The 24,559-nt window shown below is 62.9% G+C and carries 27 protein-coding genes and 1 tRNA gene; 20 read left to right on the forward strand and 8 right to left on the reverse strand.

All coding sequences use genetic code 11. The annotated features are described in order from the left end of the window. Positions 1-14: 14 nt before the first annotated feature. Positions 15-479 carry a DUF6456 domain-containing protein gene (locus QE452_RS13475; protein ID WP_309657396.1) on the reverse strand — a complete coding sequence of 155 codons (465 nt, stop codon included), beginning with the start codon at positions 477-479 and terminating at the stop codon, positions 15-17. A 97-nt stretch (positions 480-576) separates the two neighbouring features. Between QE452_RS13475 and QE452_RS13480 the strand changes: the two genes are divergently transcribed. Continuing rightward, positions 577-1,128: a helix-turn-helix transcriptional regulator gene (locus QE452_RS13480; protein ID WP_309657395.1), complete on the forward strand. Its 552-nt coding sequence runs from the start codon at positions 577-579 to the stop codon at positions 1,126-1,128. On the opposite strand, the gene QE452_RS13485 is transcribed toward QE452_RS13480, so the two are convergent. Next, a complete protein-coding gene (locus QE452_RS13485; protein ID WP_309730546.1) occupies positions 1,125-2,351 on the reverse strand; it encodes an MFS transporter in 1,227 nt (408 codons plus the stop codon). The two genes, QE452_RS13480 and QE452_RS13485, sit on opposite strands and share 4 nt — an antisense overlap. Before the next feature lie 171 nt (positions 2,352-2,522). Beyond that, positions 2,523-2,598, reverse strand: a tRNA-Val gene (locus tag QE452_RS13490). Between the two features lie 702 nt (positions 2,599-3,300). Here QE452_RS13490 and QE452_RS13495 point away from each other — a divergent pair. The 3 genes from QE452_RS13495 (at position 3,301) to QE452_RS13500 (ending at position 5,227) form a co-directional block, all read left to right on the forward strand. After that, positions 3,301-4,395 carry a hypothetical protein gene (locus QE452_RS13495; RefSeq protein WP_309730156.1) on the forward strand — a complete coding sequence of 365 codons (1,095 nt, stop codon included), beginning with the start codon at positions 3,301-3,303 and terminating at the stop codon, positions 4,393-4,395. A 4-nt stretch (positions 4,396-4,399) separates the two neighbouring features. Then, positions 4,400-4,693: an STAS-like domain-containing protein gene (locus QE452_RS19095; protein WP_405052802.1), complete on the forward strand. Its 294-nt coding sequence runs from the start codon at positions 4,400-4,402 to the stop codon at positions 4,691-4,693. Positions 4,694-4,759: 66 nt separating this feature from the next. After that, on the forward strand, positions 4,760-5,227 hold the full coding sequence (locus QE452_RS13500) for a hypothetical protein (protein WP_309730159.1): 468 nt from the start codon (positions 4,760-4,762) through the stop codon (positions 5,225-5,227). A gap of 288 nt (positions 5,228-5,515) precedes the next feature. On the opposite strand, the gene QE452_RS13505 is transcribed toward QE452_RS13500, so the two are convergent. The 3 genes from QE452_RS13505 to QE452_RS13515 form a co-directional block, all read right to left on the reverse strand. Further along, on the reverse strand, positions 5,516-5,782 hold the full coding sequence (locus tag QE452_RS13505) for a hypothetical protein (RefSeq protein ID WP_309730161.1): 267 nt from the start codon (positions 5,780-5,782) through the stop codon (positions 5,516-5,518). A gap of 198 nt (positions 5,783-5,980) precedes the next feature. After that, the gene (locus QE452_RS13510) at positions 5,981-7,039 is read right to left on the reverse strand and encodes a phage portal protein (protein WP_309730164.1); all 1,059 of its coding nucleotides are present in this window, start codon (positions 7,037-7,039) and stop codon (positions 5,981-5,983) included. Next, positions 7,039-8,829: a terminase large subunit domain-containing protein gene (locus QE452_RS13515; protein WP_309730549.1), complete on the reverse strand. Its 1,791-nt coding sequence runs from the start codon at positions 8,827-8,829 to the stop codon at positions 7,039-7,041. The genes QE452_RS13510 and QE452_RS13515 overlap by 1 nt, the downstream gene beginning before the upstream one ends. A gap of 194 nt (positions 8,830-9,023) precedes the next feature. Between QE452_RS13515 and QE452_RS13520 the strand changes: the two genes are divergently transcribed. The 14 genes from QE452_RS13520 to QE452_RS13585 all read left to right on the forward strand — a co-directional run bounded on the left by QE452_RS13520 (position 9,024) and on the right by QE452_RS13585 (position 20,890). Continuing rightward, positions 9,024-9,878, forward strand: coding sequence for a GPO family capsid scaffolding protein (locus tag QE452_RS13520; protein ID WP_309730166.1), 855 nt, complete (start codon positions 9,024-9,026; stop codon positions 9,876-9,878). Between the two features lie 39 nt (positions 9,879-9,917). After that, positions 9,918-11,003, forward strand: coding sequence for a phage major capsid protein, P2 family (locus QE452_RS13525; RefSeq protein ID WP_309730169.1), 1,086 nt, complete (start codon positions 9,918-9,920; stop codon positions 11,001-11,003). A 50-nt stretch (positions 11,004-11,053) separates the two neighbouring features. Next, entirely contained in the window at positions 11,054-11,860 is an 807-nt protein-coding gene (gene gpM, locus QE452_RS13530) for a phage terminase small subunit (RefSeq protein WP_309730172.1), read from the forward strand. Positions 11,861-12,012: 152 nt separating this feature from the next. Continuing rightward, positions 12,013-12,240 (forward strand): hypothetical protein, encoded by a 228-nt coding sequence (locus QE452_RS13535; RefSeq protein WP_309730175.1) that lies wholly within the window; start codon positions 12,013-12,015, stop codon positions 12,238-12,240. Next, complete coding sequence (locus QE452_RS13540; RefSeq protein WP_309730178.1) at positions 12,237-12,761, forward strand: head completion/stabilization protein; 525 nt, start codon at positions 12,237-12,239, stop codon at positions 12,759-12,761. The genes QE452_RS13535 and QE452_RS13540 overlap by 4 nt, the downstream gene beginning before the upstream one ends. Continuing rightward, positions 12,761-12,988, forward strand: a complete 228-nt coding sequence (locus tag QE452_RS13545) for a tail protein X (protein WP_309730180.1) — start codon at positions 12,761-12,763, stop codon at positions 12,986-12,988. The genes QE452_RS13540 and QE452_RS13545 overlap by 1 nt, the downstream gene beginning before the upstream one ends. A gap of 2 nt (positions 12,989-12,990) precedes the next feature. Beyond that, positions 12,991-13,359 carry a hypothetical protein gene (locus QE452_RS13550; RefSeq protein WP_309730183.1) on the forward strand — a complete coding sequence of 123 codons (369 nt, stop codon included), beginning with the start codon at positions 12,991-12,993 and terminating at the stop codon, positions 13,357-13,359. Beyond that, positions 13,356-13,862: a lysozyme gene (locus QE452_RS13555; RefSeq protein ID WP_309730185.1), complete on the forward strand. Its 507-nt coding sequence runs from the start codon at positions 13,356-13,358 to the stop codon at positions 13,860-13,862. Before QE452_RS13550 ends, QE452_RS13555 begins: the two co-directional genes overlap by 4 nt. After that, positions 13,859-14,332, forward strand: coding sequence for a hypothetical protein (locus QE452_RS13560; RefSeq protein WP_309730188.1), 474 nt, complete (start codon positions 13,859-13,861; stop codon positions 14,330-14,332). The genes QE452_RS13555 and QE452_RS13560 overlap by 4 nt, the downstream gene beginning before the upstream one ends. 19 nt (positions 14,333-14,351) lie before the next feature. Continuing rightward, complete coding sequence (locus tag QE452_RS13565) at positions 14,352-14,594, forward strand: hypothetical protein (protein ID WP_309730192.1); 243 nt, start codon at positions 14,352-14,354, stop codon at positions 14,592-14,594. 7 nt (positions 14,595-14,601) lie between these two features. Continuing rightward, positions 14,602-18,981, forward strand: coding sequence for a Calx-beta domain-containing protein (locus QE452_RS13570; RefSeq protein WP_309730196.1), 4,380 nt, complete (start codon positions 14,602-14,604; stop codon positions 18,979-18,981). Between the two features lie 74 nt (positions 18,982-19,055). After that, positions 19,056-19,658: a PEPxxWA-CTERM sorting domain-containing protein gene (locus tag QE452_RS13575; protein ID WP_309730199.1), complete on the forward strand. Its 603-nt coding sequence runs from the start codon at positions 19,056-19,058 to the stop codon at positions 19,656-19,658. A gap of 75 nt (positions 19,659-19,733) precedes the next feature. Continuing rightward, complete coding sequence (locus QE452_RS13580; protein ID WP_309730202.1) at positions 19,734-20,225, forward strand: phage tail protein; 492 nt, start codon at positions 19,734-19,736, stop codon at positions 20,223-20,225. Continuing rightward, positions 20,222-20,890: a phage virion morphogenesis protein gene (locus tag QE452_RS13585; protein WP_309730205.1), complete on the forward strand. Its 669-nt coding sequence runs from the start codon at positions 20,222-20,224 to the stop codon at positions 20,888-20,890. Before QE452_RS13580 ends, QE452_RS13585 begins: the two co-directional genes overlap by 4 nt. A 258-nt stretch (positions 20,891-21,148) precedes the next feature. Here the strand turns inward: QE452_RS13585 and QE452_RS13590 are convergent, their stop codons facing one another. Next, the gene (locus tag QE452_RS13590) at positions 21,149-21,916 is read right to left on the reverse strand and encodes an endonuclease/exonuclease/phosphatase family protein (RefSeq protein ID WP_309730208.1); all 768 of its coding nucleotides are present in this window, start codon (positions 21,914-21,916) and stop codon (positions 21,149-21,151) included. Positions 21,917-21,919: 3 nt separating this feature from the next. Then, complete coding sequence (locus QE452_RS13595) at positions 21,920-22,846, reverse strand: hypothetical protein (RefSeq protein ID WP_309730210.1); 927 nt, start codon at positions 22,844-22,846, stop codon at positions 21,920-21,922. A gap of 187 nt (positions 22,847-23,033) precedes the next feature. On the opposite strand from QE452_RS13595, the gene QE452_RS13600 reads away from it, so the two are divergent. Together QE452_RS13600 and QE452_RS13605 are read left to right on the forward strand one after the other, a co-directional pair. Continuing rightward, positions 23,034-23,936, forward strand: coding sequence for a baseplate J/gp47 family protein (locus QE452_RS13600; protein WP_309730215.1), 903 nt, complete (start codon positions 23,034-23,036; stop codon positions 23,934-23,936). Continuing rightward, positions 23,933-24,472, forward strand: coding sequence for a phage tail protein I (locus QE452_RS13605; protein ID WP_309730218.1), 540 nt, complete (start codon positions 23,933-23,935; stop codon positions 24,470-24,472). Before QE452_RS13600 ends, QE452_RS13605 begins: the two co-directional genes overlap by 4 nt. Positions 24,473-24,559: the final 87 nt, after the last annotated feature.

The following is a 24,559-nucleotide window of genomic DNA, read 5'->3' on the forward strand; positions in this document are numbered from 1 at the left end:
GCCCGTCGCCCGCGTCACATGCAGCGATAATAGGTCGCCACCCGGTCCAGGGCCAGTGTCAGCACCAGCCGCCCGGCCCGCGCGGGCCAGCCCAGCGCCTTTTCCGCGTCCGGCACCCCCTCGCCCGCGCACACCACCCGCCACAATATGTCCGACAGTCCCGGCCCGGCCGCCGCCACCGCCGCCTCGAACCGCCGCTTCGCCGCGATCTGCGCGCTGGTCGGATCGTCGCGGTCGCCCGCCCCGCCATCGACCCGCTCGCCCCAGCGCATCGTCACCGACGGGGCGAGTTGGGCCCGTTCCCAATCGGCGCGCAACCGCTCTCCCGCCGCGCATTGCCGCTCGCTCACCAGCCCGCGCGACGCCAGCCAGCCCAAGGGCGATTCCGCCCGGTTCACCGTCACCCTGCGTCCCCGCGCGGCCGGCCCCCGCACCGCCATACCCTGTCCATCCACCACCCGTTCGACCAGATCGCGCATCATGGCTGCTCCTTGCCCATGGTTAGTCCGAATCGGGCTTGCCACAATGGATGGTTTGTAGGACAGCCTCGATCCTATCTGGTTTTCGGAGGCCGACATGATAACCTCGATCCGCGAGGTGCGCCGCGCCAAGGGGCTGACATTGGACGATGTGGCACGCGCCTGCGTGCCGCCGACCACGGCGCAGACGATCGGCCGGCTGGAAATGGGCACGCGCACCGTTTCGGTCGCCTGGCTCAACCGCATCGCCGCCGCCCTGGGGGTGGAGGCGGCCGATCTGGTCCGCCTGCCCGATCGGAGCGACCTGCCGGTGGTGGCGGTGCTGAACGGCGGCACGGCGGCCGCGCCGCGTCATGCCAGCGTAGTGACCTGCCCCCGCATCGATGCGGGCATGGTCGCGATCACGGTCGCGGGTGCGACGGGCGACTATCGCGCCGGCGACCAGCTCTGGTGCGCGATGCTGACGCCCGATCAGTTCGCGCAGGCGATGAACCGCGACGTGCTGGCGCCGATGCCGGGCGGCGGCTTCCTGTTCGGCCGGCTGGTCGCGCTCGTCCCGCCGACGCTGCTGCCGGCGAACGAAGGCCTCCGCCCGATCCAGCCCCCGGCCTGGCTGGCGCTGCCGGTCCGGCTGGTCCGCTCGCTCTAGGCGGGCCGCGTCTCGTTCATCCGCAACAGGATGGGCAACAACCCCAGCGCCACCACCGCGATCATCAGCCCCGGCATCAGCGGCGACCCGCTCCACGCGATCAGCCGGTGCGCGACATAGGGGGCGAGGCCGCCGAAGATCGCGGTCGCGCTGGTTACGCCCAGCGCCAATCCGGTCAGCCGTCCCTCGCCGGGGAACTGCTCGGCGGTCGCCACCGCGCCGACCGCGCTGACGCCGCCGCCCAGCATCGCCAGGATCATCGTGCCGGCCACCGCCAGCGCCAGGCCGCCGCTCGCCATCATCCCGAACATCGCCGCCGGCAGCAACGCCGCCGCGCCGCACAGGCCGAGCAGCACCGGCCGCCGCCCGACCCGGTCGGTCAGCAGCCCGACCAGCGGCGTCACCATCACCACGACCAGCGCCGCGCCCGTCGACAGCCACAGCGCGGTCGCCTCGCCCACCCCGCCCGTCTCGGTCAGGAAGGCGGGGACATAGGTGATGCCGACATAATAGGTGATCGATCCCAGCGCCGAAATGGCGAAGCCGCGCAGGATGCCGATACGATGCCGCGACAGGCTCATGCGCAGGGGGTTGCGCGGCACGCTGCCCTGCGTCGCCTGACGCTCGAACTCCGGCGATTCCTGCATCGTCGACCGGGCCAGCCACACCGCCGCCGCCAGCGCCGCACCGAACAGGAACGGGATCCGCCAGCCCCAGCCATCGAGCGTCGCGACGCTCATCGTTCCGACGGTCAGCGCCGCCACGCCGGCCGCCAGCAGCCCGCCCACCTCGCTGGCGGCGGCGGCGGTGGAGGTGACCAGCCCGCGCCGCTCCGGCCGCGCGCCTTCCAGCAGATAGGCGACGACCCCGGTATATTCGCCGCCGACCGAGAAGGCCATGACGCAGCGGAGCAGCAGCAACAGCCAGCCCGCCATCGGCCCGATCTGGTCGCGGGTCGGCAACAGCGCGGTCGCGAGCATCGCCACCGTCATCACCGCCATCGACAGCAGCATCATCCGCCGCCGCCCATAGCGGTCGCCGATATGGCCGAACGCGATCGCGCCGAGCGGCCGCATCAGATAGGCGAGCGCGAACCCCGCCAGCGTCGTCCCCAACGCCACCGCGCCGCCGCCATAGAAGACGCGCGACAGGACGGTCGCCAGATAGAGATAGAGGGTGAAATCATACCATTCCACCACGGTCGACAGCGCCGCCACCGCCATCGAGCGCCGCGACACGGCGGCCGGGGTGGCGGCGGGCGGCGACATGGCGGGGCTCAATGCCACGCGCCGTCGTAAATCGAGGGATGCTTCACGTCCGGCTCCGTCCCATGGCTGCGCGAACCAACGATTCAGGTCAGGATCGGCCCCAACCTGCGCGATGGCGGGTGCAAATGGTGGGCGCTGACGGGCTCGAACCGCCGACCCTCTCGGTGTAAACGAGATGCTCTACCAACTGAGCTAAGCGCCCCCTCTCAGGGAAACCGCCAAATAGCGCGGTTTTCAGCGGCTGCAAGGGCTGTCGTTTCGGACTTGAGCGGAACGAAACAGAACCGAGCGGAACCGAACGGACCCGAGAGTCCCGAACTATTCCCGAACTGGCGAACGGCGGCAAAACGCCTCGCGGTGCCGTCTTGATGCTCACAACTTTGGGGCTTAGCGGGAGCCGCCCCACTTTTTGGGAGGGGTCGGGAAAACCATAACATCGGTAACAATGACGGTTTTCTGCGGGTTTCCACCATAACCAAAACCATAATATCGTCATAATCAGATTATGGTTTGAAAGCCTAACCAGAGCCGAGAAAAAAACCGAGCAAAATCAAAGACATTACTGTTTTCACCGCTTGAGGTTATGGTTTGTTATGGTTGGACCATAACCCTAGAAATGGCTGTTTTCTGGGGTTTTCAGCGGCATTTTCGGGCGAGATCAGGAAGATTACGGTTTTCCCGACACCATCCCCCATTGCACGGTTCAGATCGCGCAGCGTAGCAATCCTCGTGCGGGCAACCAGCTGGGCCGCGATCCAGCCAAGAGCGCCATCAAAGGACAAGATCGGGGCAGTTCGATCACGTTGGCATATCAAGTGAGCACACACACGGCGCGACAGCTGCCGCTTCAACTATCTGGCCATGATCCGATGATGCCGATATAGGCGCAGCGGGGAGCACTTTTTTGCATTATCAGAAGCTTAGTCCGAGCAGATTGCAGAAGCGGTTACGACGCAAGGTTCGGCAACGAGAGAAGCGGCATCATCGCCGTCAGGGGCAGCACCGATGGGCTGCCGCTCGCAGCAAGCAATCTCCTAAGTTTATCATGATTACCTTTCCTCGGGAATTACACCTGAGGAGATACATTCAGCGCCAAGCATTTTTGAAAGCATGTGAAATTTTCAGAATTTCATATCTTCAAGATAGACGCGACGTACTACTAGATTTTAGCAGAACACGCAAAATTCAAGCAGACGCAATGCTTGTGCTGGTTGCGGAAATTGATCGCGCGTCTCGAATGGGTCTGAACAGCCAAACGATACGATGCAAATTACCCAACGGCGGGGATGAAGAATCCAAGATTGTTTGCCAGGTATTTGAGCAAATTGAATTATTGCATAGGATAGGTCAAAGTCCTCTGCCGCCGAAGCACCACGACGATGATTATCACGAAACCGTTCGCCATTGGCGCTATGCAACTGGGACGCGCGCGGACGAAACGTCAGGCGACGTCCTCGATGAACACGAAGGACGCGTCAGCCCAAGCCTAATGCAAAGCGTTCAAACCGGGCTTTCAGAAGCATTGGTGAACATTCTTCACCACGCCTACAAAGCAGACCGAAATGATGGCTGCAAGGGATATAAGGAACGCAGGTGGTGGATGTTTACGCATGAACGAAATGGCATGCTTGACGTGTTGATTTGCGATCTAGGCATTGGAATTTCACGATCACTCCCCCTCACTTGGGAAAAGAATTTCTTAAAGAAGCTTCAAACATATTTTCCGGCTCAATCAGCAGATGCAGCAGCCATCAACATCGCTCTCCTGCTTGGCGAAAGCTCGACAGGCGACATCCATCGGGGCAAAGGGCTGCCCCAGATATGGAACGCGACTCGCTCTTCGAGCGCTGGTGGCGTTGGAATTTTGAGCGGAAAGGCTTATGTGGGCTTCGATAGCGCGAGCGGCCGAGACATTAACGGTTCGTTCAAAACGAGTCTGCTTGGTACGCTTATAAATTGGACCTTTCCGGTCGATTCCACGGAGAGGACGGATGGGTGAAACGATGATTAACATCGCCAAGGATTTTTCCAGGGCGCCTGCGGGGCGCTTCATCTCCGATGGTCCCAACTCGGGAACGCGGTTCCGTGATCAATTTCTAGTGCCTGCCCTCCGTTCTGGGGATGGCTCCATCACTATCGAGTTGGACGGTGTTCGTGCGTACGGATCTTCATTCTTGGATGAGGCATTCGGCGGACTCATCAGGATCGGGTTTGCGACGACCGACGTCATGCGCCGCTTGATATTTCGCTCGAGTGACCCATCCTTAGTAGCCGAAATAAAAGGTTACCTCCGGTAAAGTACTTTGCCGGATTCACCGAGCTACCTTCAATACTCATTCGTCGTCCCAGCGGCACTAACCGTTTTGGGATGGTTTGTTGTTGCGAAGCAAGCCGATCGTCGTGAATTTCGCAAAGAGATCCGCGAGCAGTTCAAAGAGCTGCGGGGCAGCATAGATGAGGTTCGTACTCGCGCCGAAACTTACTGGTTGCATGAAGATCCTAGTAAGTCGGCTCCAGACGCTACAGCCCTGTCATCAGAAATTAGGCGGCTAGCTCGGTATACCAGAAACCTAGAGCAGGCTGGCTTGAAATTCAATTCCATCCCTTTGATTGTGCAGGTGCGAAGCCTAGCAACAGGTGGTGATTTTCAAAGTCGATCACGACAACGCTCCGATGCGGATCAGGATCGTTTGGATGACCTCTCCGGTGCCTTGGAGGACGTGCTTTCAGCGGCGGATGATGCATTCTACTCGGAGTTTCATGCGACCAAACCCCGACGCTGGCTGCGGTGGATACCGCTGATCGGAGCATTTTTTCTGACAACCGACTGAGTGACTGCAAATGCCAACGTGAAGCCAGATTGCCCCGCTTGGTGCACCGATCCGCACCCGGTTGCAGCCGCTTTTTGAGCGCAACTGGCCCAGGACCTAGGCCAGGTTTAAAGGCGCTTCGGCAGTGCACCGAAAGCGATACAAAAAGCGGGCGGGCGAGGCGGGGGGAAAAGCGCGGGATTTGGGGTCGCGACAGAAACGAGCGATTTTGTGTAATAATATTACATGTAATAAAATTACAACAAATGTTATAAAGTTACGCGCAATAATATTGCGTCGAAAACCAACCTAAATTGTATACACCCCGGTCGATCGCAGCTGGCGAATGATAGCGTTGAAGGCCTCGCCCATCCCTCGGCCCCGCGCGACCGGATCAGCCAGGCCGGCCGCCGTCCAATAGTCGACCAGCACCACGCGCCTCGGGCAAAGGGGCAGCAGCACGCGCAGCGCCAGGCGCACGGCATCGGTCTGGCGCGGCCCATCCTCGCCGATCGCCAGCGCACTGCGCAGCACGGACACCGCCAGCACCATGGTCTTGAACTCGCGCCTGGTCACGCGGTTATCTGGAACAAAAATGGAACATCGCGCAAGACCGGACAGACATGCCGGCTGTACCAGATCCGGGCGCGGCGAGGGGTCGGCACCCGGATCGGACGCGATCAGCTCGGCAGAGACAGCGGCATGTTGCTGATCACCAGATCGGGTGCCTTGGTCGCGGCTCCCCCGCTCGGCCTGGATGACCGAGCGCGAAAATCAGGCGGCCTTCGCCGCGATCGTCTCCCTGAAGCGGACGGCTTCGAAGCCGAACTGGTCGTTCACTTCCAGGAACACACCCTGAAGGGGCTCGATCTCCAGCTCGAAGAACGTCGCCTTGGCTTCGGTGGGATTGCCGAAGGCGGACCCCTGCGCCGGCACGATGCCGAGCAGCTGGGGCGGTACGCGGTGCGCAGCCAGCACGTCCGCTTGCGTAGCGTTCTTGATGCCGACGAATTCGTCTTTCGCACCCACCTCGGCGATCGGCAGGATCTTTACCGACCCCTCCTTGCCCGCCGGCGCATGGACGAAGAGATTGCGGAAATTGCCCGGCCCCTTGGACTTCTTAAGGGCCTCGCGCATGGCATCGGTATCGCCCTCGGCGAATTCCCCGGTGGCATAGAGAATATAACCGGCATGACTGCCGTTGAGATAATAGCGACGCCGAAACAGCGTGGCCGCTTCATTGAGCAGCGCAGATTGCAGGGCGGACAAATACTCCGGGACGCCGTAGATTTCCTGGTTCACGTCAGGCTGAAGGACATGCACGACACTACCAGGGCGGAACTCCGTTTCCGGCGTCATGCCCGGCACGTAGAAGAACCGGCCGGGCTGGATACCGCGCCGGGTATATTTGGCCAGGGCATGATCCAGCCGCATCGGCCGGTTGAGCAGATTATAGCGGCATTCGAGATAGGCGTTGCCGAACACCAGAAAGTCTTGAACGACCTTGTCGAAGGTCGCCCGCGACAGCCAAGGCGTCGGCTCGAAACTGGTGACCAGGAGCCGGCGCTTCAGGATCATCGCCGAGCTATGGTGCGGCGATACGCGGTAGGCGCGGGCCAGGCCATCGAGCGACACCGGCGGTTCGTACCAGCGTTCGTTGTGCCATACCTCCAGCATGTCCATCACCTGCCGGCGATCAAGCACCGGTTCCGGTTCGCCGAAGGTAAAGGCCTCGACCTTCGACCGGGATGCATGGCCGTCGATCGCGCCGATCGCGGCGGTCCGCGCCTCGTCACGCGCCATCCGGCGGGCGATGCTGTGGCGTTTGCCCATTACATAATCTCCATGGTCGCCTTCCGGCGCTGCTGCCCGTCGAGCGGTTCGTTGATGAGGATATGCATCGCCGCCCAGGCGAGGTCGGCGTGGCCCACCTCCTCGGTGCGGCTTGCCTTGAAGGTGACGGCGCGGCCGGACGTGGTCAGCGCCTTTTTGATCGACAGGAAGGCGGATTGCAGGTCGATCCAGCCGCTGTCGAATTCGATCCGCTGGCGCGCGAAACTGTGCTGCGCCTTCATGACCATGCCGGTCTTCGCTTCGAGCGAATATTCGATCTTGGTCAGCCCGCGTACCTTGCCGACCAGCAGCTGGTAGACCGCCGCGCCGACGCCGTTCGCGTCGATCCCCAGATAGCTGCAATTATACCGCGCCAGGCGTGCCAGGATGAACTCGGCCTGTGCCTGGAAGTCGCCCTTGATCTGGTGCTTCTCCAGCAACCGGAACTTGCCGCCCGGCCCAGCCGGCGGCAGGCCGATGACCAGGGCGGCGTTATCGCCGTCTTCGCTTTCCTGCGGATCATAGCCCGCCCACACCTCGCGTTCGCCGACCGGCCGGGCAGCGAGCGGGTTGAACCAGGTCCAGTCTTCCAGCGTGTCGATGGTGCAGCGCTGAATCTCGTTGAACTTGAACGCGGACAGGCTGTCGTCCACGAACTCGCACATCAACAGATTGGCAAATTCGTCCGGCGCATATTCAATGCGCAACTCGTCAATGTTGAACAGGTCGCAGCCCAGCTCGGCCGCGTCCTCGATCGTGACGATCTGCCGCCAGATGTTGTCTTCGCACCGCGTGCCCGTTTTCAGCCGGGCATGACCGACATCGATCGTGACCCGGTCGGCCTTCTTGACCCGCCGGTTGCGACGCTCGCCCGTCCAATAGGGGTGCGCCTGGTGCGCGACGCTCGACGGCGTCGAAAAATACGTCCGACGCCAGCGCTTATGCATCGCCATGCCGGATGCGACCTTGTTCAGCTCCTCAAAGCCGTAGGTCCAGAAGAACTCGTCAAAGTAGAAATTGCCGTGATAGCCCTGCGCGGTCCGCGCGTTGGTGCCGAGGAAGATGAGATCCGCGGTCGGGTCGCTGGACGGCATCGTGTCAGCGCTGACGACGATCGGATCGCCCTGGAGCTTGACCCCGACCTTGGCGGCGAACTGGATGATATAGGCGCGGAAGATATGTGCTTGCGCCTTGGAGGCGGACAGGAAGATCTGGTTGCCGCCCCCGCGCAGCGCGTCGAGCAGTGCTTCCCGGGCGAAATACCAGGTCGCGCCGATCTGGCGCGACTTCAGGATCATCCGGGTCCGCTCGTCCTTTGCGTCCCACCAGGTCCGCTGATAGCCGAACAGCTCGTCTTCGAAAAGCCGCTCCAACTCCTCGACCTGTTCGGTCGTGAAGTGGTTGCGCGGGGCCTTGTCCTTCTTCGGCCCGGCATTGCGGTTGGCGACCTTGTCGTTCAAGTCGCCTTCGTGCCCGCCCGGCGCTTCGTAGCGCCGGACCTTGGCGGTGACCGCCAGCGCGCGCATGAGCGCGTCCAGCTCAGTATAGTCCGCGCCGGTCTTCTTCTCTTTGCAGATCAGCGTATTGATCCGCCATTCGAGGTTGTCCTCGACCTTGGCGATGCACGCGGCCTTGTCCCACCCGTCGCGGTTCTTCCAAGATTTGACCGTCTCGGCACTTAGGCCAAGCTCTTCCCCAATCTGGGTGCAGCCCCAGCCCCGCCAATAAAGGCTGCGCGCCTGCCGACGAATGTCGGGCGCAATCGGCATCGTCGCGGGTGGCAGCGACATGCCAAAGTCGGCGGGGAGCTTCTGGGCCATGATCGCGGCGACCTTGCCGCGCGACTTCCCTGCGCAGGGAGGGAGCAAAAAGTGTGGCGGCCGCCACCACACCTTCAGTCGCTTGAGAAGCAGCCGGCAATCCGCGCTTGATCGGGCCTTGAGGAGCGCTGCCGCGCCAAATTGATCCCGAGGACCCGACCGCCATGGCCAAGACCCGCTTTTTCTGCATCGCCGTCGAAGGCGGCACCACCGACGGCCGCGAGATCCAGCGCGATTGGATCGTGCAGATGGCGGCGAACTACAAGCCGGCGACCTATACCGCCGGCATCAACTGCGAGCATATCCGGGGCTACTCGCCGGAGCCGCCCTTCAATTCCTACGGCACGGTCGTCGCGCTCAAGTCGCAGAACGTCGAGCTGGAAATCGCCGGCAAGAAGGAAAAGCGGCTGGGTCTGTTCGCGCAGTTCGACGCGAACGATCAGCTGGTCGCGATCAACAAGGCCGGGCAGAAGCTGTTCACGTCCTGCGAAGTGTCGCCGGACTTCCGCGCGAGCGGCGAGGCGTACCTGGTCGGCGTCGCCGTCACCGACAATCCGGCCAGCCTGGGCACGGACATGCTCGCATTCTCGGCGACGCAGCAGGGTGACAAGAACCCGCTGGCCAAGCGTAAGCAGGACGCCGCCAACCTCTTCACCGCGTCCAGCGAGGCGACGATCGAGCTGGAAGCCGCGCCGGAAACGTCGCTGGCCAGCACCATCACCTCGGCGATCGCGGCCGGCTTCGCCAGCCTCGGGCTGGGCAAGAAGGTCGAGGAAACAACCCCGCCGAAGGAAGAGCCGAAGGCTCCGGCGAACGACAATTTCGACGCGACCGCCTTTGCGAACGTCATCGGCACCCAGATCGCCGCCGCGATCAGGCCGGTCACCGATCGCATGGACACCGTCACCACCGAATTCGCCACGATCAAGGGCAAGCTGGAGAAGACCGAAGACACCAGCTTCTCGCGCGGTCCGGCGACCGGCGGGGGCGGCAACGTCGCGCATGAAACCGACTGCTGATCGCAGCCTCTCGCCAGTCCTGACACCCCGGAGCTTTCCATGCAGAACAACACCCGCAAGCTTTTCAACGGCTACCTGACCAAGATCGCCGCCCTCAATGGCGTTGCGGCAGTCGGCGCGGCCTTCACCGTCGCCCCGGCCGTCGCGCAGACGCTGCGCGGCAAGGTGCAGCAGTCGAGCGCCTTCCTGTCGCAGATCAACATCATCCCCGTCGTGGCGCAGGAGGGCGACAAGGTCGGCGTCGGCGTGAAGGGCACGATCGCCGGGCGCACCGACACGCGCACCAAGGATCGCCAGCCGCGCTATCCCGGCGATCTGACCGAATCGAAGTATCGGTGCGAGCAGACCAACTTCGACACGCTGATCCGCTACGAGACGCTGGACGCCTGGGCGCACAAGCCGGAGTTCCAGACGCTGATCCGTGACGCGATCGTCAAGGCGCAGGCGCTCGACAAAATCACGATCGGCTTCAATGGCGTGAAGGTCGCGCGCGACACCGACGCGGAAGCCTATCCGCTGCTCCAGGACGTCAACATCGGCTGGCTGGAGCATATCCGCCAGGACGCCTCCGAGCGCGTGCTGAATGACGGCGCGCTGACCGTCGATGCGCAGGGCAAGGAGACGGCGACCAAGGCGATCTATGTCGGCGCGGGCAAGGTCCCGGTCGGCGACGACATCACCGGTGCCGAGGTCGACTTCGTCAACATCGACGCGCTGGTCTATGAGGCCATCGAGCTGCTGGACGAGAACTATCGCGACGACGTCGACCTGGTCGTGATCCTCGGCCGCGACCTGGTCCACGACAAGTATTTCTCGATCGTCAACGCGGCCGGCGACAAGGCGACCGAGCAGCTGGCGCGGGACGTGCTGCTGTCCGACAAGAAGATCGGTGGCCTCCAGGCGATCCGCGTGCCCAAGTTCCCGCGCAATGCGCTCCTGATCACCAAGCTGTCGAACCTGTCGATCTATGACCAGATCGGCACCGAGCGGCGCAAGATCGAGGATAACTCGAAGCGCGATCAGGTCGAGAACTACGAGAGCGTCAACGAGGCCTATGTGGTCGAGGACTACGGCCAGGCCGCGCTGGTCGAGAACATCGTCATGGGCAAGAAGCCGGCGGCCTGACGCCGGCTCCTGCCTCCACCCCGTAGCCCGCCCATCACCAGGACAGCGCAATGAGCCTCGTTCGAAAACATCGTGACCGCATCGCGGCCACCAAACTCGCACAGCAGGCGCTCGACACCGGCTCGATGGGCGGGTTCGCCCCCCAGGCGGCAATCGTCGTGGCAGCCGCCACGACCAACCCGGCAGCGGCGCAGATCCAGCTTCGGCTGACCCATGATCTGCGCCGCCTGAAGGATATCCAGTCGATCCAGGGCAAGATCGCGGCGAAACGCGAGATGCTGCCCGAATATCGCGCCTGGTGCGATGGCCTTCTAGCGGCCGCCCGCGATGCCAATGCCGGCGTCGCCGAAGAGGTGCTGCCGACCATCATGGTCTGGTGCATCGACACCGGCGACTGGCCCCGCGCGCTGGAGCTGGCGCGCTATGTGCTGCGCTACGACGTGCCGCTGCCCGGCCGCTACGTGCGCGCCGCACCATCGCTGATCGCCGAGGAAATCGCCACCGCCGCGCTGAAGATCCAGACGGCTGGCGAAGCCTTTCCGATCGACGTGCTGGAGGAAGTCGAGCTGCTGGTCGCCGGCATCGACATGCATGACGAGATCCGCGCCAAGCTGATGAAGGCGATCGGCACCGAATATGCGCGCGGCGCGGATGCGGCGACCGGGCCGGAGATTTCGCGCCAGCAAATGGCCGGGCTGGCGGCGCTCCGCAAGGCACAAGACCTGCACGATCGCGCCGGCTGTCGCCAGGCCATCCAGCGGCTGGAGAAGGCGCTCGCCGCCTCGGCCGCGCTGGCCGCAACGTCCGAACCCGCCACCACCGACACACCCACCGATACCGGCGCGACAAGCGCCTGATTTTCTCGCCGGCCCAGGTCGGCGGTCACCCTCTCGCCCCCCGGCGTCTCGGGGGCGGATCGCGCAGGACGGGAGACCTTCGGGTCGTAGGGCCGGCCTGGACCCGGTCCCCACCCCCGAATTCCGGGCGGGCGATCATCCGGACCCATCCCATGCTCGCCACGCTCGCCGACCTCCTGACCATGATCCTTGCCGGCCTCGCGCTCCTGGTCGGTGCCTGGGCGGCGATGGCTGGTTCCATTCGTGCGGCGACCGCCGGCTATGGTGATGACCCGCACGTCACTGCGATCCAGCTGCGCGCAGGCATCGCGCTGGTCCTGGTCGGCGTCGTGATCTTCTATGTCGGCGCGGTCTACAGCACCCGGATCGTCATCGGATGAGCGGCGCGCTGTTCATCCCCCCGGCTGCGCTTGCCCCGGTGGGCGGCTGCGCCTCGATCGTGCCGGACCCGGCCGCGCCGGAGACGGCGATCGTCAAGAACGACAACTGGTGGCCCGAAATCGATCTGGCGGCGCTCCGCAAGGCGACCCGCATCCGCGACACCGTCACCACCGAGCGGCTGCGCGAAGCGGTGCTGGGCGCGATGATCACGGTCGGCCGCGACCTGGACAGCTGGGGCGAGGGCAAGCGCGCGGCCGGTGCCACCAGCCTCGCCACCGTCACCGGCCGGGCCAACGTCGACCTCGACGGCGAACCGCGCCTGGTCATCCTCTACCGGCGCGCGATCGGCGCGACTGCCAAGGCCGAGCTGGTCGAGCGCTACCGCGATATCGACAGCACCAAGGCCAGCGAGCGCGACGCCGATATGCTCGATTACACGCCGGCCGAGCTGCGCCGCGATGCGCTCTACGCGATCCGCGACATCCTGGAGCGCGGTCGCATCGCCGTGGAGCTGATCTGATGGCGACGGCGGGCACCTCCTACCGGGCGCGCCAGGGCGACACGCTGGACGCGCTGCTCTGGCGCGACGCGGGCCTGGGGCCGGCCGATCTCCCCGCCATACTCGCCGCCAATCCCGGCATCGCCGAGGCCGGCCCGGTCCTGCCGATCGGCACCATCGTCACCGTGCCCGCCGCGCAGGCCGCCCCGGTCACCGCCACCCGCCCCCTTATCCAGCTCTGGGACTGACCATGGACAAACTCTTTCACGAGATCGGCGCAGCGCTGCTGGCCTGGATGCTCGGCCTGGTGCCCGCTGCGCTTGGCGCGGCGATCAGCCTGATCTTCGAGCCCGACGTGTCGTGGCCGCGCCGCTTCGCCCAGATGGCGGTCGGCGTCACCGTCTCCTATTTCGTCACCAACGCGACGGCGGCCCTGTGGCCGTGGCCGCCGCTCGACCCTTATGTGCGCCAGGCGATCGGCTTCATCGTCGGCATGATCGCCTTCCGCGCCACGCCCAAGTTCATCGCGGGCGCGGGAGAAGACACGCTCGGCCGCGCGCCGGGGCAGCTGCTCGATCGCATCCTCGCCGTCCTGCCCGGCCGAAAGGACGCCAAGTGACCGCGCCCGCCACCAAGCGCCCTCCGGTCAAGACGCTGGTCGGCGTGATCGGCGCGGCCGCCGCGCTGATCGTCACCCCCTTCGTCTCGGGCTGGGAATCGGGCGGCAAGGTCTACCTAAAGGCCTATCCCGATATCGTCGGCGTCTGGACGATCTGTGGCGGCGAGACGCTTGGCGTGAAGCCCGGCATGGTCGAGACGGTCGAAGGGTGCCGGCTGCGCGAGGAACAGGCGCTGATCCGCCATGCCGAGCCAGTGCTGGCCTGCACGCCGGTCCTGCGCGGTCGCCCCAACCAGCTCTCGGCCGCGATCAGCCTCGCCTACAATATCGGCACCACCGCCTATTGCCGCTCCACCGTCGCCCGCCTGTTCAACGCGGGCCGGTGGGCCGCCGCCTGTGAAGGCTTCCTCGCCTGGAACCGGGCCGGCGGGCGCGTGGTGCACGGTCTTGTCAACCGCCGGCGCGCCGAGCGCGCCCTTTGCCTGAAGGAGCTGCCCCGGTGATCCTGCTGAAAGGCCTGTTCGCCAAGCTGAAGGCCGAGCTGGCCTTCGTCGTCCTGCTCGCCGTCGCCAGCGCTGGCGCGGTTCTCTACGTCCGCGCCGAGCGCGCCATCGCCGATCGCGATGCGGTCCTGCACCGCGCCGAGCTGATCTGCAAAAGCGCCGGCATCGACTTCGCATCCAAGCGACCGCGCGTCGCGGACGGCGTCGACTGCGGCAACCGCGTCCAGCAGCTCGCCGAATGGAAGGGCGAGGCCGAGCGCCAGACCGCCCAGCTGATGGCCCAGGCGCTTACCGACAATGCCGCGCGTCAGGCGCGGGACAATGACGCCGCGCGCCGCGCGGCCGAGGCGGCGAATTCTGCTGCCCTTGCCATGGAGAAAGCCGATGCCGAAGCCGAGCGCCGCAATCTGGTCGATCGCGAGTGGTTTGCTGCTGTCAACAATGTTGCCGGCTTGCGGCCGGCGCATTGACCCGCCGGCACCGCTTCCCGTGCCGATCGCCGTGCCGGTGAAGATCACGCCCTCGACGGATCTGCTCCGCTGCGCCGATCGCCCGGCCGGCCTGCCCGAAGATCCCGCGCTGGTCGCGCAGATCCCGACGCGCGCCCGCGCCGGCATCATCCGCCTCGCCCGCGCCTTCGGGGCCAACGCCGACCAGCTCGATCGCCTGGTCGAGTTCGTCTCGCCCGGCGCCTGCCACCCCACGCCCTCCGCCTCTTCGCCCAAGGACTGATCCTACCATGCGCCGTCTCTCCATCATCGGTCACCGCAGCGCCGTCCTGCTCGGCACCGCCATCGCCACCAGCCTGGTCAACGACGACAGCTTCCCGGCGGGCGGTGCGGTCGGCGATACCATCCAGCGTCTGCGCGATCCCTTCGCCGGTATGGAGGCGGGCACCACGACCTATACCACGGTCGGATCGGTCCCCAGCCAGCTCGCCCTGTCCGGCGATACGATCGTGCGCGGCAGCGCGGAGGCAATGCCCGGCACCGCCTATGCGATCGGCATCGTCGCCACCTCCGGCGACCGCCGGCGCTCGACCATGGCGACGATCACGATGATGGCGCTCGGCCGCGCGTCCGATGGCCCGGTCGCGCCGATCGTCAACCCGACGCCCACGCCCACCCCGACGCCGGTCCCCACGCCAACCCCGACCCCTGCGCCCACGCCGACCGTCTATTTCGCTGCGGCGACGATCAGCGCGACCGAGGGCAACAGCGGCACAAAGAACCTGGTCATGACCGCCCGCCGCTCGACCAGCTCGGGCGCGGTGACCGTGACGGCTACCTTCGTCCAGGGTACGGCCGTCGCTGCGGACTTCGGTGGCAACGTGCTGCCCGGCACCAAGAACTTCGTCTTCGTGGACGGCAGCGACACCGCGACCGAATCCGTGACGATCGCCGGGGACACCAACGTCGAGTCGGATGAGACCTTCGGCTACCAGCTGGTCGCGCCGCAGGGCTATGCGCTCGGCACCACCAGCAGCCTGACCGGCACGATCCTGAATGACGACGTGGCGGTGACGCCCACTGTCTTCTTCGCGTCGGCGACGGTCAGCGTCACGGAAGGCAACAGCGGCACCAAGGGCCTGGTGATGACCGCGCGGCGATCGACCACCTCGGGCGCGGTCAATGTCACCGCGACCTTTGCGGCCGGCACCACCAACGCGGAGGATTATCCAGACAGCATCCTGCCGGACGCCAAGGTCTTCGCCTTCGCCGATGGCAGCGACACCGCGCCCGCCACGGTGCTGGTCGCCGGGGACACCAACGTCGAATCGGATGAAACCTTCAGCTATCAGCTGGTCGCGCCGCAGGGCTATGCGCTCGGCACCACCAGCAGCCTGACCGGCACGATCCTGAATGACGACGTGGCGGTGACGCCGACCGTCTATTTCGACTCGGCAGAGATCAGCGCGACCGAGGGGAACAGCGGCACCAAGGACATGGTGATGACCGCCAAGCGGTCGAGCACCGCCAATGCGCTGACCGTCACCGCGACCTTCATCCAGGGTTCGGCCGGCCCGGCGGACTTCGCCGGCAATGCCCTGCCCGGTGACAAGACCTTTACCTTCGCGGCCGGCAGCCCCACCGCAACCGCGACCGTCACCGTCTCCGGGGACACGGACGTCGAGGCGGACGACACCTTCGGCTACCAGCTGATCGCGCCGCAGGGCTATGCGCTCGGCACGCCCAGCCGCCTGACCGGCACCATCTTGAACGACGACAGCGGCGCGCCGGTCTATCTGTCCAACCCGTCGACCGCGACCACCTATGGTCCCGCCGTCACGCTCGACACGAACTGGCAGGATTTGGGTAGCCCCTATGGGTTGGCGCTGTTCGAAAATGCGGTCGACGGCTCGACCGGGGCCTACGGCGTCGGTGGCGAGCTGTACGCGTATTGCGACACCAATGATGGCGCGCCGACGATCGGTCTGAAGATCGAGAATATGACCAGCGGTCGCTATAAGAACTGCTACTACCGCAGCAACGGCGCATGGGTGCAATTCTCCGGTGCCTCCGCCGTCATGGACTATGGCAAGGCCTTGCTGCGCGAAGACGTGATCAGGGTCTTCTACGACGATGCCAACAACGCCATCCGCATCACCGTCAACGATGTGTTGGCCCACACGATCGGCTCGGACGCGGTCAACAAGGGCTTCCCCGGCGGTTTCGGGCGCTTCTGGCGCTTCCGCCAGACCAATGGTGGCAGCGACCGGACCAAGGTTACCTTCACTTCGGATGGCGGCGTGCCGCTCAAGCTGCTCGCGGTCGAGCCGCATGTCGCTGATCGCGGCATGGATATGCACGTTGCCTATACCAATCCGGACGGCCAGCTGCCCTCCGGCTGGGATGCCACCTATCCCGATGGCACGATCGTCCCGACGACGCGCGTCTCCAATGCCCGGCCCGGCCGCGCCAAGGTCCGCATCGCGGGCGAGTATGTGCCGGCGAAATATGCCGGCAAGAAGGTCGACATCACCTTGACGCAGCGCAACGCGTCGACGGTGACGGTCCCCGGTCGCTACTATGCGACCGACAAGGCGACCTACGGCATGAACATCATCGGCTATCCCCGAATGTTCAACAACATCGCCACCGGCCACTGGCGCGGTGACGGCTATGGCAAGGATTCGTACAATCCCGCCAACGCGCCCTGGATCGACGTGGCGACCGGCGACATCCTGTCCTTCGAGCCCGGCGTCTCCACCTATCTGCTCCAGCTCGATCCCGTCGCTACCGACAGCCTGATGCGGCTGGATTGGACCGGCAACTCGCCGGTCACGATCAACGATCCCGCCAAGGCGACGACGATCACCAAGACGTCGGCGAATGCGATCGAGTTCATGCTGAAGGCCGGCAGCTTGGCGACCTACATCGCTGTCTCGGCGTCAACCTGGGATGCCAGCAGCCCGGCGCGCAACATCTGGTGCAGCGAGATCGTCGCGGCAGGCGGGGCCTATGTCGACAAAACGACCTGGTACGCGGGCTTTATCCGCGATGCCGCCAAGTGGCCCTGGGGCCGCGTCATGGATCTGCTTGGGACCAATTCGTCGCACACCGGCTTTGCCGACGGCAAGCTGACGCCTGCGAACCGGCGTCGTTATCGTCGCGGCCTGCGCGGTGGTCCGGCCCGGCTCTTCATCCCGACCAGCCATGGGTCGGCGCGCCTCAAGTTGACCGTCCGCGCCTATGCGTCGGGAGCGATCGTTTCGCAGTACCTGCCGAACAATCATTGGTACGGCAGCCAGGGCAACAACTGGAGCGTCACCGTCACCGCGCCCGCGTCCAGCGGCAGCGGCAGCATCACCGTGTTGGGCAAGGACATCACCGTCACCCCGCCGCCCGCCAATACCGTGCAGAGCGTCATCGACCTGTTCAAGACGACGTCGCTGATGATCGAGATGTTCGACGTTTCCTACTCGGGAAGCGCCAGCAGCGACACGGTGCCCGTCATGGCGAAGACGAATCTGCGCGATGGCATCGATGCCGATCCGTCCGTCGTCACGGTCGAGGAATTGGCGCAGTTCTTCAAGCTGACCGGCATCGAGCCCTTCTACAATGTCTCGTTCAACGCCACGCCGGAATTTGCGGTCGAGGCGGTGACGATCCTGTGGACGATCACCGGCAAGAAACCGCGTGTCGAGATCGGCAACGAAGCGTTCAACCTTAGCTTCAATGGCAGCGCATGGCTGATCGCCTGGGCCATCTATCGGAAGTCGACCGAACCCAACGTGTTGCGCTTGTCGATCGATGAATCTCTCTACCGCGCCGTCCCGATCTTCACCGCGCTGAAGAACGCGCTGGGCGACAACGTGATTACCGGCTTGGGTTCGCAGGGCGGCAATCCGGACGTCACGCGGCAGATCGTGGCATACCCCGGCCTGTCGCTCGCCATCATGAATGAAGTGTTCATCGCGCCCTACTGGTATCCGACCCAGGATCAGCCGGACGATGACGTCTACTTCAAGGGCGGCTTCAATTCGGTCAATTTGCAGGTGCGGCTGATTGACGAGCACCAGGCGATCCTTGCGCCCTATGGTTACGGCCTCCACACCTATGAAGCCGGACAGCATTCCACTGAGCAAAGCCCGCTCGAAACCGCGCAGGCCACCCAGGAGCGGCGTCAGCGTTCGCCGCGCATGAAGTTCGGCTATGGCTATTACCTGGGCGAGCTGACGCGCGTCCATGGCCTGGGGCGCGGGGTCATCTTCTATCATTACCACTGGATCAGCCGCATCTCGATCGGCAGCAGCGGTGCCTGGGGCTTGATCGAATATCTCGGCCAGCCACGTTCGGACGCGCCGAAGATGGACGCCTATCTCGACGCGATGGACGGCATTTACCCGCCCTACATCCGCTATGGTCAGTCGATCCGGGTCATCGGGTCGCGCGTCGTCGGACAGATGCTGTCGCTCGATCTGCCGCCGGCATTCAATACCAGCGGCATCGCCATCCAGTGGACTGCCGATGGCGTTGTGATCGACGGCGCCACCGGCTGGACCTACGCCCAGACCTCGGCCGAGAAGGGCAAGAAGATGGGCGTCAATGTCCTGCTGTCCGGAGCCAAGGACTACACTACCCCCTATGCCTACGCCGACAGCTTCACGGTGGCCTAAAAATGGTTGACCCGCAATTTAGGACAATGGATTTGTCCGGTCGCGGGCAACGACCCGCAACAGGGAGAATTCCAATGCGTCTTTTTACCCGCGTCGCGCTTGGCGCAATCGCCACGATGACGGCACTTTTCCAAATATCGGATGCACAGGCCGCAGCGGCGCTGACGCTCAGGATCGAAGCACAAGGCAGCGGCTATAATCGGCCCGACCCCACCAACAACTTCTTCTTCACGACGCCGGTCTACAGCGCCGCTTTCGCCGTGTCGCTCGATCCGACCGATGATCCTAACCTCTTCGTCCGGATCATTCAGGACACCACCTATGTGGTCACCTTTTCGCAAACCGGGCTGACCCTCTCGACCAGCTATTTTGGCAGTCGTCTGGCGACCCAGGCCAATGCCGGGACCTGCTATGGCGGCGGCCCCGTCGCTGGCCAGGCGGTCTATAATCCGTCCTGTGGCACGCTCTCGGCGAACGTCAGCTTTGGCGGCCCGCCGATCAGCTTCTTCGAAGGCGGCATCACCCGCGTCCTGGTCGAAGACGGCGATACGCTCGACGGCCGCCAGGTCGAATATCTGACCAACCTGGTCCCCGAACCCGCCACCTGGGCGCTGATGCTGACCGGCTTCGCGCTCACAGGCTATGCGCTGCGTCGTCGCCGCGTCGCCTTCGCCTGATGCTCGTGGGTGTGGCGCGCGTCGCCACACCCCTTGCCCCCTTGCCCGGTCGCGGTGCCATGGCACGCCTGGGCCATGCAAAAGCCCGAACAGCTTCGCCGCCTCCTGCTCCAGGCCGTGCCCGGCCTTGCTACCAGCCCCGAGCGATTAGCGCTCTACGTCGACGCCGGCACCGTCGCCGCCAGCGCCGCCAGCCTGTCCTTTGAATATCGCTACACGCTCAATATCGTCGTGCAGGATTTCGTCGGCGATCGGAATGTGGTCATCGTGCCCGTCCTCGCCTGGATCGCCGAGGCGCAGCCGGATCTGCTCGCCCGGCCCGATAGCCAGCCCTTCAAATTCGAGGCCGAGATCCTGGACGGGCAGGCCGTCGACCTGTCCATCACCATCCCGCTGACCGAGGGCGTCCGCGTCGTCACGCCGGAGGGTGGCGGCTATCAGGTCCGGCACCTGGACGAACCCGCCGGGCTGGACCACTTCCCCGGCGTCTGCGGCGCGACCCTGTGGCAGCTCTTCCTGCGTGATCAGCTGATCGCCCAGACCAGCGACCCAGCCTTCAAGCCATGAGCGACGGCCTCGACCAGATCGAGCAGCTGGCCAGCACGCTGCTGCGCCGCGTCGGCGGGGCCGAGCGTCGCCGCATCCTCCGCAGCGTCGCCAGCGAGATCCGCGTCGCCCAATCCGCCCGGATCGCTGCGCAGAAGGCGCCGGACGGCAGCGCCTATGAAAAGCGAAAGGCCAAGCCCGCGCCGATGCGCGGCACCTATGCGGTCCGCTTCCTCTATCCCAAGGGCGCGGCCGATCCGCGCCTGGTCTTCATGAAGAGCTGGGTGCGCCAAGGACCGCTGCTGACCGGGTATGACGTCGAGGCCGGCGCCATCCGGTCTTTCTTCTGGGACCATGTCGCCAAATGGTTGCCGGTCGACGCGGACGAACAGAATGCCGGCGCGGGCAAGTTCCGTCGCCAGGGCAAGCTACGTCAGGCGGCAATGTTCCGCCGCCTGCGCACCGGCCGCTACCTGCGCGCGGGCAGTACCGAGGATGAAGCTTGGGTCGGCTTCGCCGGCCCGGCCGCCGGCATCGCGGCGATCCACCAGGCGGGCGGCACGGACAAGGCGTCGAAGAGCGGCAAGTCCGTCCGCTATGCGCGCCGCGTGCTACTCGGCCTGACCGTTGATGAGCAATCTCTCTTGGCCAAACATATTCTTTGTCATCTAATTTACGCTAATTGAAGTCTCTATGAATTAATTTCCGGCCAACATTTCAAAAGCCACGTAGCCTTGACCAGCATTAGCCAATCGTATTATATCATTAACGTTGCCACTGGGGTCGCACACCATAGTTACTAATACACCAGACATTGCCGCAGCTGTCGCAAGGCGCATTAAGTCGCTTGTCTCGTACAACCCAAAGTTTAACTTTAACCCGCCTCCGGCGCCTATTACCCTAATAAGGTCGTCAATGGATATTTCGTTATTCATTGGCTTATCCTAATATATAACGGGAAAATGATCAGAATCTGCCAGATTGCTAATAACTTGGCCTTTATGAAAATTGTTTACACTAGACAATATGTAATCGTATCTGCTGACACCCGCATGAGTGGGCTTGTCTGGTTCAAATAAAAAGCTACCATTCAATTTTGCAGCGTTCCAATTACTAGGCTCCATGTTCCAATCGCCTCCACATACCCACGCAAACTTTTTTTCTTTAGCAAGTTCTTTGATTTGCTTGATAAAACTTGGACCGTCATTCCCGCCCCCGGCAAAAGCATGGACGCTAGCAAATACGACCTTTTGTGCACCAGCGCCGATATCACAGTTTATTTGCATACCAATGGCAGGTCTCTGCTTATCTTTCAGATGATTTTTTACGTATACTAGTTTTTCTGGTTCAACTCTCGAAACTACGGCTAAACTACATCTACTGTTTACAAAACCAGCGGATCCATTCCTAGTCCCTCGACCATTTCTGGCCACCCCCCACGCAGCATGGACCAAGTAAAATTCAGGCCCCGGTCTGCTACCCGTGCCTTTTTGAATCTTTCGGCAGATCACCCTACTAAGCATACCATATTTATTTTTTAATGAAGGCAAAGTTAAAACGTTCTTATTTAAGTTTTTTTTAAATGAGATGGGCGGATTACCACATTCCTGCAACATACAAATGTCTAAGTCATGTTCTATCATAATCCTTTCTATCAAATCCCAGGTATTTCCACCTTTGCTGCCTTGCATATTATATGTCATTACCTTCATAAATTATCTTCCTTTTGAGTTTTTTTCTCTTACTTGCATCAAAGCTTCGTAAATACCATTATCGATAACTTCTTTATCGTCGTTGCCATCGTAAATCTTATTTACTTCAAATGGACCATCGTACAATAACGGAGCCACGGCGTTCAAAATGCTTGAAGTTACACGGACTGAATTTTGACATTCACATGTTTGAATACAATCCATAAGTTGCCAAGCTAAATAATAAGCTGTTTTACCAGTATTATTTGATATGGTTAATGTATCAGTTCTAGTTTCTTGCTCATTTAGTTCGAACGACGTACTTATTGTTGTTGTATTTTCGAGAGACATTGAAATTGAAGCAGATATTGGCCCCCACCCCAAGTCTGCGGATGAGCTAACTGCCTGAGAAATTACCTCTTCTTTGGATGACATATTAGTCATACCACTTGTTAGGTTTAGAGTAACAGTTCGACTGACTCCATCTGGAAGGCAGTACGAATTTTCGGTACATTTCCAATACTGATAACGAACAATATAACCTCCGGAAATTGCACCACAACTAACTGCAACTTTGCTAGAGTTAGCCGGTATCATAATATCTTTCTCAGGCTTAGGTAGATCGCCTATCTCTCCAGGCCTTAGTAGACAGTGAAATGGTATACTAACATCCAATTTACCCGCTTCGCTATCAACCTCTATCAAGTGTACAAAAGCACCCGTACTTCTCTCTTTCCATATAAAATAAGATTTGTCTAAAACCTCGAATGAATAATCTTTACTATGAGGATCAATTAATCCCATATTTGCTACCACATATCCGTTTTTGAGTACTGTGTAGCCTTGCAGTTGCATAGGAAAATCGTTATTTGCATGCACAGTTACTTTAGTAGAAACTATGTTTTCTGACCTTAGCGTGCCATTTAGCGCCTTTTTTATATCCTCTTTCATGTCACGCCCTTCAAAACGGGACATAGAAACTTACCGTTCACCATTTGAACGCATATGCCCGTCAAACGAGTTTGAGGCTTTGCTGATGATTTCGTCAAACGGTAAATGCGCTAAGAAAAATGTGTAGCGGAGGCTGCTACACGTACTCGGCCTAGTCACCTCATATGTCTTTCTGTGAGACGAGGTCATGGCCTCCTACTCTGCTGCCTTTACGCCCATTGACCTATCGCGCCTGCCCGCGCCGGAGGTCCTTGAGACGCTGTCCTTCGAGGCGATCTACGCGGATCTACTCGCCAGCCTTCAGGCGATGGTGCCCGACTTCGACGCCACGATTGAATCGGACCCGGCGGTGAAGCTGCTCCAGCTGGTCGCCTATCGCGAAATGCTGCTGCGCGCCCGGATCAACGACGCGGCGCGCGCCGTCATGCCGGCCTTTGCGGTCGGCGCGGATCTCGACCAGCTCGCCGCCCTCCTCGGCGTGGCGCGGCTCACCCGCGACCCCGGCGATCCCACGCGTGGCGTGCCGGCGGTGATGGAGACGGATGACGAATTCCGCCGTCGCCTGGTGCTGGCCCCGGAGGGCTATTCGGTCGCCGGGCCGGAGGGAGCCTATATCTTCCACGCGCTATCCGCCGATCCGGCGGTGCTGGACGCCAGCGCCACTAGCCCGACGCCCGGCCGCGTCGTCGTCACCATCCTCTCGCGCGTGAATGACGGCACCGCCTCGGCCGCCCTGGTCGCAACCGTCATGGCCTATCTGTCTGCCGATACCCGCCGGCCCATGACCGATGCGCTGACCGTCCAGCCGGCGACGATCATCCGCTATGCCATCGATGCCACGATCCGGACGTTCGACGGTCCCGATGCCTCGATCGTGCTGAAGACGGCACGCGCGCGGCTCGATGACTATGTCGCCGCCTGCCACCGGCTCGGCCGCGACGTCGCGCGCTCCGGCATTCTTGCCGCGCTCCATGTCGAAGGCGTCGTGTCGGTGCAGCTCGCCGCGCCGGCCGCAGACATCCCGGTCGACCGCACGCAAGCGCCCTGGTGCACCGGCATCGCCATCACCCATGCCGGCATCGGCGAATGACGCTGCTACCGCCTAATGCCTCGCTCCTGGAGCGCGGCTTCGAGAAAGCGACCGCGCGTCTGTCCGTGCTGCCCGCACCTTTGCGCGATCTATGGAACCCCTGGACGTGCCCGCTATCGGCGCTGCCCTTCCTCGCCTGGGCGCTGTCGATCGACACCTGGTCGAGCGACTGGCCCGAGGGCGTGAAGCGCGCCCGCGTGGCGGCCGCGATCGAGATCCAGCGCCACAAGGGCACCGCCTCGTCTGTCCGCGCCGTGGTCAAGGCGTTCGGCGGCTCGCTTGCCATCCGCGAATGGTGGGAAATGCAGCCGGCGGGTGACCCCCATACCTTCGCGATCGTGCTGTCGCTGGGCAGCATCGTCGCGGCCGAGAAGAGCGCCGCCTATACCGACGCGGTCATTGCCGAGATCCGGCGGACCAAGCCGGTGCGCTCCCACTTCACCTTTACCCAGGCGGTCGCGGCCACGGGCGGGATGCAGGCGGTCGCCGCTGTCCGCCCCGCCACGCTCGCGCGCCTGTCCCTCGCTGCTGCCTGACCCCGGAGCCTCGCCCATGGCCTTGACGATCCTCATCACCAACGCCGGCCGCGCCGCGCTCATCAACGCCGACAAGAGCGGCACGCG

The organism is Sphingomonas sp. SORGH_AS_0438, from assembly GCF_031453475.1.
In the GTDB taxonomy this organism is placed as follows: domain Bacteria; phylum Pseudomonadota; class Alphaproteobacteria; order Sphingomonadales; family Sphingomonadaceae; genus Sphingomonas.